The following is a 14,900-nucleotide window of genomic DNA, read 5'->3' as shown; positions in this document are numbered from 1 at the left end:
CCCCACGCCTCCGTCCCCGAGCCCCACGCGTCGAGCGCGGCGGGGACAATGGACACCTGCCCTGAGTCCCACGCGTCGAGCACGGCGGAGACCGTCTCCTCCAGCCCCGCCCCCCACGCCTCGGAGACTCCGGGGATGGACGCCACGGGGCCCACGCGCCACGCCTCAGGCGCACCGGAGGCGGACGCCTTCAGCCTCGCGCTCCACGCATCGGGGCAGGACGCCTCGGGCGCCATGCCCCATTCATCAATCCAGGACGTCTCCAGCGTCCCGTGAGCAGGATTCGACGCGGTGGCAGGCGACAGGTGGCGTTGCGGCATGTCACTCCTCCTTCAGCGGCAGGCGGATGAGCAGCGGCTGGGGCTCCGCCGCGAGCACCTCCGGGCCCAGTTCGAGCAGCTCACCCTTGGCGCGCACCTCCAGCCGGCCCAGCGTGGCCACGGGGGGCACGCTGGGGAACCGGAAGCAGCCCTTGGCATCCGTGCGAGTGGTGAGCTTCAGCGTGGGCAGCTCGACGAGCGCGCCCGGAATCGGCACGTCACCCGGCCCGACGACACAGCCCAGCAGCGCCTCCGCGGGCGTCGGCGCGGCCAGGGGCGTGGCGGGGAAGAGCACCCGGTGGACGACGGGCATCGCGCGCTCCCGCCGCACCGGGACGCGCAGGCGGAAGCAGGGACGCGGCGCGGTCCTCAGCCCGGCCCACACGGTGGTGGGCACCGGCGTGAGCTCCACCTCGAAGTCCGCCTCCTCCATGGCCGCGAAGACGAGCTCCCCCAGCAGCCGGTGCGCCCGCTCCGGGGACTCCGCCCCGGCGGTGATGAGGTAGCAGACCGAAATCTGCAGCGGCACGCGCCCCGCGCCTCCGCTCCGGAGCGGAGGCGCGGGCCCCAGCTCCAGCAGGTACAGACAGACGCCTCGCTCGAGCGACTCGCGGTCCGGTACGCCCAGGAACACCTGGACATCGCCAGCGATGCGGCCCACCCACGCCTTCAAACGTTGATCGACTTCGTCGATCATCCGGACCCCCCGTCCTGGGCCGGTCGACTCGGGCCACTCGCAGCCCGGTGCTTTCCGGACTTGCAACGTGTCACCGGCTTCCAGGTGCTGGAATTGACCGGCGGGGCGGCGCGACGTCCGGCCTTCAACAACCCCCGGCAATCACAGGGGAAAAGAAGGCGCACAACTCCGGGACGTCCGCGGCGGATAATTCCAGGACGCGCCACCCCCACGCGCACCGGGATTCCTCCACCATGGCCACGAAAGTCAGCGACAGCCCGCGTCCCCTCCCCTCTCTTGCGCCGCGCGCCTCCGTGGCGAAGGACGCCCAGGCCTCCTCCGAACCCCCGGCGAAGCCCACCCGCGCGCCTCCCGGCTGGAACGCGGACCGCTTCGAGTCGCCGGCCCGCGCGCCCCAGGCGCGTGTGTGCACCGTGCCCACACCGCCGCCCACCGCGCCGGTGGAGCCCACGCCGGAGCCGGAGGTGGACAGCGTCGCGGTGGACTCGGACCCGATGACGCACATCGCGTACCTGTCCTCGGACGCGCTCCAGGGCCGTGACAGCCCGTCGGCCGGGCTGGACGCCGCGTCGCTGTACGTGCAGCAGCACGTGCAGAAGTACGGCCTCGTCGGCCCCAACACGAGCAACCCGGACAACGCCTTCGAGCAGCGCTTCGACGTGTACTCGTTCGCGGGCCGGCCCGGGGTGCGCGGCGAGTCGGGCGAGCACGTCCACACGCCGAACACCTACGGCCATGAGCTGTTCGAGGGCGGCTTCTACCTCGACGACAACATGCCCAAGGAGACGCTCGCGCTGCTCAACCAGAAGTACGAGAAGGCGATGGACGCGCGCGGCCTGCCCCTGGCGCCGCCGCGCGAGGGAGCGCAGCGCGGCGTGGAGGAGCTGCGCCAGCTGGCCTCCGCGTCCGGGCAGGCGGTGAACACCCTGGCGCTGCTGGAGGGCTCGGGGCCGAACAAGGACGAGGTCATCGTGGTGATGGCGCACCTGGACCACGACGGCGTGGACCGGCGCGGCAACGTCCTCAACGGCGCGGACGACAACGCCTCCGGCAGCGCGGTGCTGATGGCGGCGGTGCCGGAGCTGGCGGAGGCGGCGAAGCGCGGCGAGCTGGACCGCTCCGTGCTCTTCCTCTGGACGGGCGCCGAGGAGAAGGGCCTGGTGGGCTCGCAGTACTTCGTGGACCACCCGATTCCGGGCCTGGGCATGGAGGAGATTGCCGGCGTCATCAACGTGGACATGGTGGGCCGCTGGGATGACCAGCGCCTGTCCGTGGTGGACACCAACTCCCGGGGCCAGCCCAACTACTTCCGGGAGGTGCTGGCGCAAGCGAACGCGGAGCTCGACGACCCGTTCGACCGCATCAACCAGGACATCAACGTGTTCCGCGACCGGCAGGACGGCGCGTCCTTCGGGCGCAAGGGCGAGGACGTCCTCTTCATGTTCGAAGGCCTGTCCAACCCCAACGGCGGCGGAGACCTCATCCCCGAGTACCACCGGGCCGACGACGACATCGACCTCATCCTCCGCGACAACGGCGGCGAGAAGCCGCGCCGCATCAAGGAGTTGATGGTCAACGTCATCGGCCTCGCCGCCAATCGGACGACAGAGCCCTGAATTACCGGCGGCCCTGGGCCGCCAATGTCGGATACCAGCGCGGAAGCGGCAGTCTCCCGCCGTCATTTTCCCTGACGCCGCTTCTTTTTCCGCCCGGTCGCGCGAATGATGGCCACCGGGCCGGAACACCCTGGAACACGACATGACGATGGCGACATCCTCGACGAGACGACGAAGGACCTTCCTCCTGGGGCGGCACGGCGCGGCGCTCGCGTGCGCCCTGGGCCTGGGGGCCGCGACACCGGCCCTGGCGCAGGATGGGTCGGACACCCCGCACCGCTTCGGCCTCATGCTGGACGCGGGCGCGCCGCACGGCGTGGGCCTGTCCGCGGTGCTGCGGCCGCTGCCGTGGCTGCGCTTGCAAGCGGGCCCCACCACCAACACGCTCAGCTTCGGCTTGCGCGGCGGCCTGAGCATCCTGCCGATGCAGACCTTCCTGGCGCCGTCCTTCAACGTGGAGGCGGGGCACTACTTCGGCTCGGACTACAACGACGTGGTGGACTGGCTGGGCGCCAGCCCCAGCCGCGCCAGCGAGGCCATCCGCGACGTGACGTACAACTACGTCACCGGCAGCGTGGGCCTGGAGGTGGGCGCGGCCAGCCGCTTCAACTTCTTCCTGCACCTGGGCCTCAGCTACGTGGACATGGGCGTGGACGACGCGAGCGCCCTGCTCCAGGACGCCACGGATGACCCGGACGTCACCGCGAGGAACCTGTCCGTGCGCGCCACCATGCCCTCCGTGAAGCTGGGCTTCATCCTCTACCTCTTCTGAGCCAGGAGCCTCCAAACCATGCGAACGACTTCCTTCCGCATCCTGTTGCTCTCCAGCCTGGCGCTGCTCACCACCGGCTGCGACTCCCTCTTCTTCATCGAGGCCGAGGCCGAGGAGATCTGCAAGACGGAGCGCGACCTGTCCTTCCCCGCGGCGCTGCCGCTCACCGTCAACGTGGAGCGGAGCATCACCTTCCCGCTGGGCGACTTCGCCGACCCGCTGCCCGAGGAGACGGACATCGAGACCGAGCTTCGGCTGCGCCTCTTCGAGGTGACGGCCGACACGGACCTGAGCGGCGTGGAGCGCGCCAGCGTCTCGGTGCGCCAGCCGGGCTCCAACGACACCCACGTCCTCGGTGAGTACACGCGCACCAGCACCGCGCCCACGCGCACGATTCAGCTCACCAGCACCGGCACGGTGGACCTCCTGGACCTGGCGCGGGAGCCCGAGCTCGAGTTCATCTTCGACGCCCGGGGCACGCTGCCCTCCGAGGACTGGACCGCCGCGGTGCGCGCCTGCGCGGGCGTGAAGGCGCACGCCAACTACTTCGACCTGGTGTTCTGAGGCCGCCCGCCGCTAACGGAGCCCGGAAGCCGTCGGCGCGCGCTTCCGGGCCTCCACGGGCACCGGCGGTTCGGCGGGCGCGGGCGGGTTGGACGCGGGCGGCTGCACGTTGAGGTACTCGCGCCGCGTGCCCAGGACCAGGTCGAAGAAGGGGTGCGTCACGCACCAGTTCGCGTTCTGGTCCTTGCCCATGTGGTGGTCGTAGTGCCACGGCAGGTGCTCACGCGCCCACGTCGGATCCAGGTGCGCGCGCCGGTGGACGAAGTAGTAGTTCGCCGCGCAGGCCCACACCGTCCCCACGAAGAAGGGCGCCACCGGCAACAGCGGCGCGTGGGCCAGCGCCAGCACCGCCAGCCCCATCAGCTCCTTGCTCTGCGCCGACCAGCTCCACAGCGAGCGCATGTACTGGTCATCCACCATCTCGTGGCGCCGCGACTTCTGGTGGTGCTCATGCCAGTGGAAGCTCCAGAAGCTCTTCCGGTTCTTCCCCAGGCCGTGCAGGACGGACCTGTGAAGGACCCATTCACCGAAATTGGAGTAAACCCAGCCCAGGGGGATGCCGATCATGATCGCCTCCGGCGAAGCGCGTGGCCGACGCTTCGCTGCCCATAATGACTATCTGGTCACTCTTTTTCTACCGCGCAACGGACGGGAGCGCACGGCAATGGCGAGCCGGGATGGCACGCGGGCGGATGACGCCCAGGAGACGGACAAGCCGCCCGCCCGGCCTGGAGGCCGCCGCGAGGCCCACCGGCGGGAGCGGGCGCAGGCGCTGGAGGCCGCCGCGCTGAAGCTGTTCCTGGAGCGGGGCCTGGAGGGCGTCACCATTGACGACATCACCCAGGCGACCGGGGTGGCCAAGGGGACGTTCTACCGGTACTTCGACGACAAGGCGGCGCTGGTGGACGGCCTGCTGGAGCCGGTGCGCCGCGAGCTGCTGGCCGGGCTGGAGACGTGTGGCCACGCCCTGGCGGAGGCGCGCAACGTGGAGGCCATGTTCGACGCGTACCGCGCGGTGGCGGCGGTGATTGCCAGCGCGCTCCTCCAGTACCCGGGCGTGGTGCGGCTGTACCTCCAGGAGTCCCGGGGGCCCGCCGTGGGGGCGCGGACGAAGGTGGCGGAGCTGGCGCGGCTGGTGGCGCGTCACGCGGTGGACATCACGCAGAAGGCGCACACCAGCGGGCTGCTGCGCCCCATCCGTCCGGCGGTGAGCGGGCTGGCGGTGGTGGGCGCCGTGGAGCGGCTGCTGCTGGCGGTGCTGAGCGAGGAGGACATCGGCAACCCGCTGGAGCTGCCGGACGCCCTCACCACGCTGGTGCTGGACGGACTGCGCCTGCCCCCGGGGCCCCGTCCCGGGCGCCGGAAGCTGGACGGGGGCCCCAAGCGCCCCTAAGGGTGGAGGGGTGGGACGCAAGCGGGCGGCACGGCGTGCGGGGATGACGGTGCCCGGTTGGGCGTGGTGGCTGCCGTGCGCGCTGGCCCCGGTGGTGCTGCTCAACATCGCGGTGGCCTGGCTGGGCGGCAGCTTCGTGTCGCCGCTGTCCTTCTCCTTCCTGGAGGCCAAGGCGGGCGCGCTGCGCGCGTACCTGGAGCACCGGCCCTCGTGCCTGGTGGAGGGACACGCGCCGCTGGAGCCCGTCATCGACGCGGCGGAGCGCAAGCACCGCCTCCCGGTGGGGCTGCTGCGCGCGCTGGTGCAGGTGGAGTCGGAGACGCGCGTGCACCGCATCTCCCCGGCGGGCGCCATGGGGCCCGGCCAGCTGATGCCCGGCACCGCCACCATGCTGGGGGTGAAGGACCCGTTCGACCCGGCGCCGGCGATTGACGGCAGCGCGCGCTATCTGGCCCAGCAGCTGCGGCGCTTCGGTGACGTGCGGCTCGCGGTGGCCGCGTACAACGCGGGCCCAGGCGCGGTGAATGGCCGCGTGCCGCGCAACGGGGAGACGGAGTTCTACGTGCCCAAGGTGCTCGCGGCGTGGGAGCTGACGCGCCCGCCTCCGCCCCGGAAGGTGAGGCCCGTGGCCAGGCCGAAGCCCGCGGCTCCGGCGCGCACGAAGGCCCCGGCCTCCGCGGCGAAGGAGCCGAAGAAGTCCGCGGCGCCCGTGGCGAACGGGCGGAGCTGAGCCGCGACGCGGCCGTCCCTTCGGGAGCTTCACGAAGCCCCCGGGCCCGCCCCGGCGGCGGACTACTTCGCCGCCCCCGTGGGCACAGGCAGCGGCGCGCTTTCGAGCACGCGCTGCGCGGTGCGCGTCTGGCCGAACTCCGGCACCACGTAGGCCGTGCCCTGGGAGTCGCGCGCCGCGTGACGCTTCAGCTCCGGCGCGTCCGGCACGTAGCCCACGCGCAGGCGCAGCGCCTTCACCGCGTCGAGCGGGAGCGTCTCCGCCGGCCCGGTGTCATACGGCGACACCGCCGTCAGCGGCAGCGGCAGCACCACGCGCCGGCGCACCGTCTGCCCCGCGTCCACGCGGTGCACGGCGGGCACCTCCGGCGCCTCCACGAGCAGGTTCTCCGGCAAGGGCAGGAGCATCCGCGACACCACCACCTCGCCGCCGCCGCCCAGCGCCACGTAGGCCTTCTCTGGGGCGAGCGTGCGCTGGCCACTGGGGCTCTCGTCGTACAGGCCCTCCACGAGCCAGAGCGCCCGCGCGCCGCGGTTGTGCACCTCGTAGGAGAGCACCAGCGCCTCCGCGGTGCGCTCCACCGGCTTCACCTTCAGCTCCACGTCCGCCTCAGCCACGCGTGTCCTCCCGCTCTCCATGGGGCCCGCGGCCGCTCGAGCACAGCCGAGCAGCAACGCGGCGCCCAGGCCCCATCCTATCCACCCGGGCGCGCGCATGCGTCACCTTCGCCGGGGGCTCAGTAGCGCGGACGGGTCGGCAGGTTCAGCTCGTCGCGGAGGTCGTTCTCCGTGGAGCGGTCCGCCTCGATGCGGGGCGTGCTCGGGTCGCCGTCATGGTCATACGGCAGGCCCACCGTGGACTGCTCCACGTTGATGACGCCATCCGTCGAGCCAGGCGGCAGCGTGCCCGTGACGAAGTCCGAGGCGTGAATCAGCTCGTGGAAGAGGCCCACCACGGGCGGGCGGTTCATCCACTCCTCGCCGCCAATCGAGATGCGGGAGGGGTTGTAGTTCACCTGCGAGTCGGTGCCGGGGCCCGGCGTCCCATCCGCGCTCATGTAGCCGTCGTTGAAGTTCGTGGCGCCGGCCGTGTTGCCGCGGTTCGTCTCGCGGATGGTCGTCGCGCGGCCGCTGCCATCCAGCCGGGCCAGCAGCGCCTGCCCCTCCGGCAGCGAGCGCAGCGCGTCCAAATCCGACTGCGTGCGCGCCGTGAAGTCCGCGCTGCCCGTCACCGACACGGAGCTGCCCAGCGTGTCCGCGCCGGACATGTCCACCACCTGCCGCGTGTCACCGGCCTCCAGGTTGCGCACGTCGTCGTCGTCCTGGACGTAGAGCTTGTCGTCGCCCGCGCCGCCGCGGACGGTGTCGAGGCCCAGGCCACCGGCAATCGCGTCATTGCCACGGCCGCCCACCAGCGCGTCGTCCCCACGGCCGCCGAGCACCTGGTCATCGCCGTCGCCACCCGACACGAAGTCATTGCCCGCGCCGCCGTCCAGGTAGTCACGCCCCGCGCCGCCGGACATGCGGTCCTCGCCGTCCAGGCCGTACATCACGTCCCGGCCCGCGCCGCCGTACATCCGGTCATCCCCCGCGCCGCCATCCAGGTAGTCGTCCCCGTCCGCGCCGCGCAGCGCGTCGTTGCCCGCGCCGCCCCGGATGACGTCGGAGCCCGCGCCGCCGTCCAGCCTGTCATTGCCCGCGCCGCCCGCCAGCGTGTCGTCGCCCGCGCCACCTTCGATGCGGACGTCCTGGGTGACGCTGGCATCCACGGTGATGGTGTCGTTGCCGTCACCGCCCCGGATGATGGCCGTCCGCGCCTGCTCCGCGGTGAGCGTCACCGTGTTGCCGCCCGAGCGCACCTGGAGCCCGCCGTCCGCCGTCTGGGAGACGGTGGCCGTGTCGTTGCCGCTGGAGAGGTCCACCACGGTGCGACCCGCCGCGTCGGTGGACACCGTGGGCGCCGCCGCCCGAGTCGACGGGGGAAGCGTGCCCGACGCCAGGGCCTCCGGCCGCTGCCCCGCGCTCTCGATGAAGCCGCCCACCTCCGACAGCACCGGCTTGCGCTGGGGGGCCGCCCCGCGCGGCGCCGCGTCGAAGCCGTCGCGGTAGCGCCCGGCGACCGCGTCCTTCACGGCGTTGCCCGAAGGCGCCGGCCTGGCCTCGGCGGGGGCCTTCTGCGCCACCTTGGGCTCCACCGTCCGGGTCTGGGAGGACGACGAGGGACGGGAACCGGCGCTTCCAATCGAGGACATGACGCTGCTCCAGGGGGAATGGAGGGCTGCGGGGCCCTGGGATGGGCCTCTCGAAGGTTATCGCACGTTCACTTCCTGAAGTTTCTTCAGGACAGCGCGCGAGCCGCCGCCGGGTCCAACCACACCTCGACGTCCGGGTGGAGCTGGAGAAACGACGCGGGGCACCGGGAGGACACGGGGCCCTCCGCCATGCCCCGCACCGCCTCCGCCTTGGTCTCGCCGAAGGCCAGCAGCAGCGCCTGCCGTGCCTGGATGATGCTGGCCATGCCCAACGTGAGCGCCTCCATGGGCACACGCGACGGGTCATCCCCGAAGAGCATCAGGTTGGCCTCCCGCGTCTGACGACTCAGCCGCGTCCGGTGGCACCGCGCGCGCAGCCCGTCCGCCGGCTCGTTGAAGGCCAGGTGCCCGTTCGAACCGAGCCCCAGCAGCACCAGGTCCAGCCCGCCCGCTTCGGCCAGCCGGGCCTCGTAGCGCGCGCACTCCGCCTCCGCGTCCTCCGCCGCGCCGTCCAGGAAGTGGATGTGCGCGGGCGACAGGTTGACGTGCTGGAAGAGGTGCCGCTCCATGTAGGCGCGGAAGCTGCCCGCGTCGTCCGCCGACACACCGAGGAACTCATCCAGGTTGAAGGTGCGGACCTGGGTCCAATCCACACCGCCGCGTGTGAACAATCCCACCAGCTCCCGGTACACGTTGAGCGGCGTGCGCCCCGTGGGGAGCCCCAGCACCAGGGAGGGGCGTGCCTCCACCGCTCGGGCGATTCGCCGGGCACACGCGGCGGCGGCCTCCCGCTCGGAATCAAAGACGCGGATGTGCATGGACCTGAAACATAGGCATGCGCCGGGTGTGCTTCCAGGCCGCGTGAAACATGACAGAGTCGGGGGCATGGACCCCTTTGTCAGTCTCGACGCGACGGCACAGGCGGAGCTCGTCCGGCGCCGGGAGGCCACGCCGCTCGAGCTCGTGGATGCGGCCATCGCCCGCATCGAGCGCCACAACCCGACACTCAACGCGGTCGTCCAGACGCAGTTCGACCAGGCGCGCGAGCGGGCCCGGGGGACGCTGCCCCCGGGGCCCTTCACCGGCGTCCCCTTCCTGCTCCAGGACCTGCTCACGGCCCAGGAGGGGCACCCGCTCACCCACGGCTCGCGCTTCGGGAAGGGCTTCGTTCCGGACCAGGACAGTGAGCTGGTGAAGCGCCACCGGCGCGGCGGCCTGGTGGTGCTGGGCAAGACGAACACGCCGGAGATGGGCCTGCTGCCCACCACGGAGGGCGAGCTGCACGGGCCCTGCCTCAACCCCTGGGACACCTCGCGCGCTCCGGGCGGGGCCAGCGGCGGCGCGGCGGCGGCGGTGGCCAGCGGCATGGTGCCCTTCGCCCATGCGACGGACAGCGGCGGCTCCATCCGCATCCCCGCCGCCGCCTGCGGCCTCTTCGGCCTCAAGCCCACCCGGGGCCGCAACCCCATGGGCGGCGACATCGCGGACGCCTACCACTGGCTCGTCACCGAGCACGCCCTCACCCGCTCCGTGCGAGACAGCGCCGCGCTGCTCGACGTCACCTGCGGCGCGGACGCCGGGACGCCGTACCAGGCCCCGGCCAAGGCCCGCCCCTATACCCAGGAGGTCAACACGCCCCCGGGCCGCCTGCGCATCCGCGTGGCCGTGCGCAACGCCATGGGCGCCGCCATCCACCCGGAGTGCCTGGCCGCCATCCACGCCGCGGCCCGGCTCCTGGAGGACCTGGGCCACATCGTGGACGAGGGCAGCCTGGAAGTGCCCGGCGATGACGCGGCGGGCCAACACTTCATCACCGTGTGGACCGCGGGCGTCGTCTTCGGCATCGACGCGCTGGCCGAGCGGCTGGGACGCAGCCCGGAGGCTTCGCACTTCGAGCCCTTCACCTGGGCGCTCTACCAATACGGCCTGGACCAGGGCCTGTCCGCCTATCTGCGCGCCAGCGCGGAGCTGCAGCGTCACAGCCGCGCCGCGCTCCGTCACTTCGACGACGTGGACGTCTGGCTGATGCCCACCCTCAACGAGCTCCCGCCGCCGCTGGGCAGCTTCGCCTCGCCACCGGGTGAGCCCCTGGCGCCGCTGCTCCGCGCGGCCGCCTTCGCGTCCTACTGCCCGCTGGCCAACACCGCGGGGCTGCCCGCCATGAGCGTGCCACTCCACTGGAGCGCGGACGGCCTGCCCGTGGGCGTTCAGTTCATGGGGCGCTTCGGAGATGAAGCCACCTTGTTCCGGCTCGCGGCCCAGTTGGAGGCGGCCCGCCCCTGGGCCCGGCGGAATCCCCCGGTGTTCGGGTAGACGGCTGGAAGGTCCCCGGGTGAGCGCTCGGGCAAACTTGGACATCGCGTCTGGCGCCGGGCGCGATAGAACGTTTCCATGAAAGTCGCCGTGCTCACCGGCGGGGGCGACTGCCCCGGCCTGAACGCCGTCATCCGCGCCGTCGTCCGCCGCGCCAACGCCCACGGCTTCGAGATGATGGGCCTCCGCGATGGTTGGAAGGGGTTGCTGGAGGACAGCCACTTCCGCCTCACGCGTGAAACCACGTCCGGCATCCTCCACCGGGGCGGCACCATCCTCGGCACCTCGCGCGTCAACCCGTTCAAGGTCGAAAACGGGCTGGAGCGCGTCAAGCGCGCCATTGAACGCAACGGCATCCACGCCATCATCGCCATTGGCGGTGAAGGCACGCTGTCGGCCGCCACGCGCATGTCGCAGGAAGGGCTGCGCATCGTCGGTGTGCCGAAGACAATCGACAACGACATCAACGCCACGGACTTCACCTTCGGCTTCGACACGGCCGTCTCCATCGCCACCGAGGCCATTGACCGGCTGCACTCCACCGCGGAGTCGCACAAGCGCGTCATCGTCTGCGAGGTGATGGGCCGTCACGTGGGCTGGATTGCCACCTACGCGGGCATCGCCGGCGGCGCGGACGTCATCCTGGTGCCGGAGATTCCCGCCGACCTGGCGAAGGTGGCCGAGCACATCCAGCGCCGCCACGCGGGCGGGCGCACCTTCTCCATCGTCGTGGTGGCGGAGGGCACGCGCATCAAGCTGTCGTCGGACCAGCAGGAGCAGCTCGTCACCAGCGGCGCGCTGGACGAGGCCGGCAGGCCGCGGCTGGGCGGCGTGGGCACCATCCTGGCGCACGAAATCGAGCAGCGCACCGGCTTCGAGACGCGCGTGTCCGTGCTGGGCCACATCCAGCGCGGCGGCGCGCCCACCCCGCATGACCGCGTGCTGGCCACCCGCTACGGCGTCCACGCCTGCGACATGGTGGCCCGCGGCGAGTTCGGGAAGATGGCCGCGCTGCGAGGCAACGACATCATCAGCGTGGACCTGGCCGACGCCACCCGCGAGCTCAAGCGCGTCCCGCAGGAGTTCTTCGAGGTCGCCCAGGTCTTCTTCGGCTGACGCGACGCGGCATCCCGGAGCGGGGATGAAGCACGGGTCCGCGCTCCGCTAGCATCAGCCCTTCCTCACGCCGTCCACAAGGAAGGGTGCCGATGCTGCCAGGCCGCATGATGGATTTCCCGCTCACGCTGAGCCACTTGCTGGAGCGTGCGCGGACGTTCTACCCGCGCTCGGAAATCGTCAGCCGAAACCCGGACAAGTCGCTGCACCGCTACACGTACGCGGACTTCCACGCGCGCACGTGCCGGCTGGCCAACGCGCTGACGCGGCTGGGCGTGAAGGAGGGGGACCGGGTGGCCACGCTGAGCTGGAACCACTACCGGCACCTGGAGGTGTATTACGGCGTGCCGTGCATGGGCGCGGTGGTGCACACGCTCAACCTGCGCCTGCACCCCAACGACTTGGGCTACATCGCGCGGCACGCGGAAGACTCCGTGGTGGTGGTGGACCGCTCGCTGCTGCCGCTGTTCGAGAAGTTCAAGGACGCGGTGCCCGGCATCCGCCACGTCATCGTGGTGCCGGACACGGGCCCCGCGCCGGAGGGGACGCTGGACTACGAAGCGCTGCTGGCGGCCGAGTCCCCGGACTTCGACTTCCCGCTGCTCGATGAGAACTCCGCGTCGATGCTCTGCTACACGTCGGGCACCACGGGCAATCCGAAGGGCGTGCTCTACAGCCACCGCTCCACCGTGCTGCACGCCCTGGCGTGTTGCATGACGGACGTGACGGGCATGCGCGAGGCGGACGCGGTGATGCCGGTGGTGCCCATGTTCCACGCCGCCGCGTGGGGGCTGGCCTTCGACGCCGTCCTCACGGGCGCGAAGCTGGTGTTCCCTGGGCCGCACCTGGACCCGACCTCCCTGCTGGACTTGATGGCCGCGGAGAAAGTCACGATGGCGGGCGGCGTGCCCACCATCTGGATTGGCATCCTGGCGTTGCTGGACCAGTCGCCGAACAAGTGGGACCTGAGCAGCATGCGGTCCATGCTGATTGGTGGCTCGGCGGCGCCTCCGTCGCTGATTGAGGGCTTCCAGCAGCGGCACGGACTGGAAGTGGTCCACGCGTGGGGCATGACGGAGATGAGCCCGGTGGGGACCATGGCGAAGCTCAAGGGGCCGCTGCGGCAGGCGACGCACGAGGTGAAGTCCTCGGCGCGGGCGTCCCAGGGGTTCGCGCTGCCCTTCGTGGAGACGCGCGTCGCCAGCGACGACGGCACGCTGCTGCCGTGGGATGGGGAGACGATGGGCGAGCTGGAAGTGCGTGGGCCCTGGGTCGCCGCGTCCTACTTCAGCGACGAGGGCGAGGACCGCTTCACGAAGGACGGCTGGTTCAAGACGGGCGACGTGGTGACCATCGACTCGCAGGGCTACGTGCGCATCTGCGACCGCAGCAAGGATGTCATCAAGTCGGGGGGTGAGTGGATTTCGTCCGTCGCGCTGGAGAACGCGCTGATGGCGCACCCGGCGGTGCTGGAGGCGGCCGTCTTCGCCGGGAAGCACCCGAAGTGGGATGAGCGCCCGCTGGCCGCGGTGGCACTGAAGGAAGGACAGCAGGTCACGAAGGACGAACTGACCGCGCACCTGGCCGGTCAGTTCGCGAAGATGTGGCTGCCGGACGACTATGTCTTCGTCCCGCAGGTGCCACGCACGTCCACCGGCAAGTTCCTCAAGACGAAGCTGCGTGAGGACTACGGCGACCACCTGCTCAAGAACCTGAAGCCGGACGCGGCGCTGTAGTCCTGATGCGCGAGGCGACGCGCTCGCCGAAGCCGCCTCGCGCATCCGCCTGTCTGGGTGCTAGTTGCCACCCAGGCAGATGCCGTCGCAGGTGACCTCCACCTGACCGTCCGGACGCAGGAACCGGTCCACCTGTTCGCGTCCGGCATCGTCCCGGCGGCCGCCGACAGACGGTGGACACTCCACGGGGGAGGGACGCAGTCCGGCGCCAACTTCGCGCAACGCGGTTTAAGGTGCGGGCACCATGCCGTCCGTCAAGCAACTGCGCCCGTTCGCCCTGGCAACCCTGGAGGCCTTCCTCGAAGCATCCGGCCGCGTCGTGCTGGTCCAACAGCCGCCCGAGCCCGTCTTCCAACAGGTGGCCATGCGGCTCGGCGAGGCGCGCACCGTGGGCATGGCCCACCGGACACGGCTCGTGGACCGGCTGCTCGTCATGCTCCGCGGGTTCGATACCCTGGAGGTCCACTTCCTCCGGCCGGAGGCGGAGGGACAGGAGTTCACGGTGGGGCGCATCGAGGGCTGCTCCCTGGTGGTGCCCGACCCGTCCGTGTCCAAGCACCACGCGACGCTGAGGTGGCACCCCCAGGCCGGTGACTGCTCGGTGCGTGACGTGGGCTCCATGAATGGCACCTGGGTCAACGCGTCCTCGCTGGGGCCGGACCAGGAGCCGATGCTCAACGACGGCGACGCCCTGGCCTTCGGCGATGCCCAGTTCCTCTACCTGCGCACGGAGACGCTCCACGCCCACCTGCGGATGGCCAGCCCCAGCCGGGACTGAGGGGCCGCGCGGACGGAACGTTCATTCCAGGCACGGGCCTCGTCCCCGGGCGGGGCCGCGTGGACGGAACGTTCATTCCAACTTGGCGGCGGCCTGCCTCGGCAGGCGGACGTGCCAAGGAATGGGACACCCACCCCAAGCGTAGAGGGGCCATCCAGGGGGCGGCCCGGCAGCGGACCGCTCCACCGCCTGGTTCCCCACACGCCCGCCAGATGACGGCCCTGCCCCTGTCCTTCAGCCACTTCCTGCGGCGCATGTCGCCCGCCCCGGCTATGACTGCTCCCCTTCACGCCAAGGGAGCACCGTAAATGGGCAGGCTGTTGTTCCTCCTTGTCTTCAACGTCGGCGCCTGGGCCGTGCTCCGGTCCCTGTGGCCCGGCCTGCTCCGGAAGGGGCGCCTGGGCGTCTTCGCGCTGGGGACCTTCCTGTCCCTGGTGGCGTGGCTCTACTCCGCGGTGGCCGGACGGCACGCGCAGCTCCCCGTGGGGGATGCGGCCCTGCGCGTCTTCTCCGTGGGCTGGTCCGTCGCCATCATCATGATTGTCCTCATCGGCGCGCCCTTCCTCCTGCTGCGCAGGTGGCTGGACCGCCCCGCCCGCCAGGAGCCTCCCCTC

Annotated in this window: 15 protein-coding genes and 2 pseudogenes; 10 read left to right on the top strand and 7 right to left on the bottom strand. The window is 71.4% G+C overall.

Features of this window, described 5'->3' with window-relative positions; genetic code table 11:
- Nucleotides 1-320, bottom strand: a pseudogene (locus tag G4D87_RS19575) (hypothetical protein); the annotation flags it as partial.
- Between the two features lies 1 nt (nt 321).
- A complete protein-coding gene (locus tag G4D87_RS19570) occupies nt 322-1,017 on the bottom strand; it encodes a carboxypeptidase-like regulatory domain-containing protein (protein WP_240358418.1) in 696 nt (231 codons plus the stop codon).
- 233 nt (nt 1,018-1,250) lie between these two features.
- On the opposite strand from G4D87_RS19570, the gene G4D87_RS19565 reads away from it, so the two are divergent.
- The 3 genes from G4D87_RS19565 to G4D87_RS19555 all read left to right on the top strand — a co-directional run bounded on the left by G4D87_RS19565 (nt 1,251) and on the right by G4D87_RS19555 (nt 3,969).
- Nucleotides 1,251-2,633: a M28 family metallopeptidase gene (locus tag G4D87_RS19565; protein WP_163783581.1), complete on the top strand. Its 1,383-nt coding sequence runs from the start codon at nt 1,251-1,253 to the stop codon at nt 2,631-2,633.
- Nucleotides 2,634-2,775: 142 nt separating this feature from the next.
- A complete protein-coding gene (locus G4D87_RS19560) occupies nt 2,776-3,405 on the top strand; it encodes a hypothetical protein (protein ID WP_163783580.1) in 630 nt (209 codons plus the stop codon).
- A gap of 18 nt (nt 3,406-3,423) precedes the next feature.
- Nucleotides 3,424-3,969: a hypothetical protein gene (locus tag G4D87_RS19555; protein WP_163783579.1), complete on the top strand. Its 546-nt coding sequence runs from the start codon at nt 3,424-3,426 to the stop codon at nt 3,967-3,969.
- Between the two features lie 12 nt (nt 3,970-3,981).
- On the opposite strand, the gene G4D87_RS19550 is transcribed toward G4D87_RS19555, so the two are convergent.
- Complete coding sequence (locus G4D87_RS19550) at nt 3,982-4,536, bottom strand: hypothetical protein (RefSeq protein ID WP_163783578.1); 555 nt, start codon at nt 4,534-4,536, stop codon at nt 3,982-3,984.
- Nucleotides 4,537-4,633: 97 nt separating this feature from the next.
- Between G4D87_RS19550 and G4D87_RS19545 the strand changes: the two genes are divergently transcribed.
- Both G4D87_RS19545 and G4D87_RS19540 read left to right on the top strand, forming a co-directional pair.
- On the top strand, nt 4,634-5,362 hold the full coding sequence (locus tag G4D87_RS19545; RefSeq protein ID WP_163783577.1) for a TetR/AcrR family transcriptional regulator: 729 nt from the start codon (nt 4,634-4,636) through the stop codon (nt 5,360-5,362).
- 10 nt (nt 5,363-5,372) lie between these two features.
- Nucleotides 5,373-6,092: a lytic transglycosylase domain-containing protein gene (locus G4D87_RS19540; protein WP_163783576.1), complete on the top strand. Its 720-nt coding sequence runs from the start codon at nt 5,373-5,375 to the stop codon at nt 6,090-6,092.
- A 62-nt stretch (nt 6,093-6,154) separates the two neighbouring features.
- Here the strand turns inward: G4D87_RS19540 and G4D87_RS38920 are convergent, their stop codons facing one another.
- From G4D87_RS38920 to G4D87_RS19525, 3 genes are all read right to left on the bottom strand, one after another.
- The gene (locus G4D87_RS38920; RefSeq protein WP_240358417.1) at nt 6,155-6,709 is read right to left on the bottom strand and encodes a hypothetical protein; all 555 of its coding nucleotides are present in this window, start codon (nt 6,707-6,709) and stop codon (nt 6,155-6,157) included.
- A gap of 119 nt (nt 6,710-6,828) precedes the next feature.
- Nucleotides 6,829-8,343: a M91 family zinc metallopeptidase gene (locus tag G4D87_RS19530; protein WP_163783575.1), complete on the bottom strand. Its 1,515-nt coding sequence runs from the start codon at nt 8,341-8,343 to the stop codon at nt 6,829-6,831.
- A gap of 86 nt (nt 8,344-8,429) precedes the next feature.
- Nucleotides 8,430-9,161, bottom strand: a complete 732-nt coding sequence (locus tag G4D87_RS19525; protein ID WP_163783574.1) for a glucosamine-6-phosphate deaminase — start codon at nt 9,159-9,161, stop codon at nt 8,430-8,432.
- Nucleotides 9,162-9,228: 67 nt separating this feature from the next.
- On the opposite strand from G4D87_RS19525, the gene G4D87_RS19520 reads away from it, so the two are divergent.
- The 3 genes from G4D87_RS19520 (at nt 9,229) to G4D87_RS19510 (ending at nt 13,508) form a co-directional block, all read left to right on the top strand.
- Nucleotides 9,229-10,656 (top strand): amidase, encoded by a 1,428-nt coding sequence (locus G4D87_RS19520; protein ID WP_163783573.1) that lies wholly within the window; start codon nt 9,229-9,231, stop codon nt 10,654-10,656.
- Nucleotides 10,657-10,734: 78 nt separating this feature from the next.
- On the top strand, nt 10,735-11,772 hold the full coding sequence (locus tag G4D87_RS19515; protein WP_163783572.1) for a 6-phosphofructokinase: 1,038 nt from the start codon (nt 10,735-10,737) through the stop codon (nt 11,770-11,772).
- A 92-nt stretch (nt 11,773-11,864) separates the two neighbouring features.
- Nucleotides 11,865-13,508, top strand: a complete 1,644-nt coding sequence (locus G4D87_RS19510; RefSeq protein WP_163783571.1) for a long-chain-fatty-acid--CoA ligase — start codon at nt 11,865-11,867, stop codon at nt 13,506-13,508.
- A 60-nt stretch (nt 13,509-13,568) separates the two neighbouring features.
- Here the strand turns inward: G4D87_RS19510 and G4D87_RS40010 are convergent, their stop codons facing one another.
- Nucleotides 13,569-13,694, bottom strand: coding sequence for a hypothetical protein (locus G4D87_RS40010; RefSeq protein ID WP_275902290.1), 126 nt, complete (start codon nt 13,692-13,694; stop codon nt 13,569-13,571).
- Nucleotides 13,695-13,752: 58 nt separating this feature from the next.
- On the opposite strand from G4D87_RS40010, the gene G4D87_RS19505 reads away from it, so the two are divergent.
- The gene (locus G4D87_RS19505; protein WP_163783570.1) at nt 13,753-14,286 is read left to right on the top strand and encodes an FHA domain-containing protein; all 534 of its coding nucleotides are present in this window, start codon (nt 13,753-13,755) and stop codon (nt 14,284-14,286) included.
- A gap of 308 nt (nt 14,287-14,594) precedes the next feature.
- Nucleotides 14,595-14,900, top strand: a pseudogene (locus G4D87_RS19500) (metallophosphoesterase); the annotation flags it as partial.

This window comes from Myxococcus vastator (assembly GCF_010894475.1).
Taxonomy (GTDB): Bacteria; Myxococcota; Myxococcia; order Myxococcales; family Myxococcaceae; genus Myxococcus; species Myxococcus vastator.
This window is presented reverse-complemented; position numbering and strand designations above follow the sequence as displayed.

What these genes read in the sequence shown, in the direction of transcription:
- G4D87_RS19570 (WP_240358418.1), bottom strand. Translation starts at nt 1,017, where the DNA reads ATGATCGACGAAGTCGATCAACGTTTGAAGGCGTGGGTGGGCCGCATC.
- G4D87_RS19565 (WP_163783581.1), top strand. Translation starts at nt 1,251, where the DNA reads ATGGCCACGAAAGTCAGCGACAGCCCGCGTCCCCTCCCCTCTCTTGCG.
- G4D87_RS19560 (WP_163783580.1), top strand. Translation starts at nt 2,776, where the DNA reads ATGACGATGGCGACATCCTCGACGAGACGACGAAGGACCTTCCTCCTG.
- G4D87_RS19555 (WP_163783579.1), top strand. Translation starts at nt 3,424, where the DNA reads ATGCGAACGACTTCCTTCCGCATCCTGTTGCTCTCCAGCCTGGCGCTG.
- G4D87_RS19550 (WP_163783578.1), bottom strand. Translation starts at nt 4,536, where the DNA reads ATGATCGGCATCCCCCTGGGCTGGGTTTACTCCAATTTCGGTGAATGG.
- G4D87_RS19545 (WP_163783577.1), top strand. Translation starts at nt 4,634, where the DNA reads ATGGCGAGCCGGGATGGCACGCGGGCGGATGACGCCCAGGAGACGGAC.
- G4D87_RS19530 (WP_163783575.1), bottom strand. Translation starts at nt 8,343, where the DNA reads ATGTCCTCGATTGGAAGCGCCGGTTCCCGTCCCTCGTCGTCCTCCCAG.
- G4D87_RS19525 (WP_163783574.1), bottom strand. Translation starts at nt 9,161, where the DNA reads ATGCACATCCGCGTCTTTGATTCCGAGCGGGAGGCCGCCGCCGCGTGT.
- G4D87_RS19520 (WP_163783573.1), top strand. Translation starts at nt 9,229, where the DNA reads ATGGACCCCTTTGTCAGTCTCGACGCGACGGCACAGGCGGAGCTCGTC.
- G4D87_RS19515 (WP_163783572.1), top strand. Translation starts at nt 10,735, where the DNA reads ATGAAAGTCGCCGTGCTCACCGGCGGGGGCGACTGCCCCGGCCTGAAC.
- G4D87_RS19510 (WP_163783571.1), top strand. Translation starts at nt 11,865, where the DNA reads ATGCTGCCAGGCCGCATGATGGATTTCCCGCTCACGCTGAGCCACTTG.
- G4D87_RS19505 (WP_163783570.1), top strand. Translation starts at nt 13,753, where the DNA reads ATGCCGTCCGTCAAGCAACTGCGCCCGTTCGCCCTGGCAACCCTGGAG.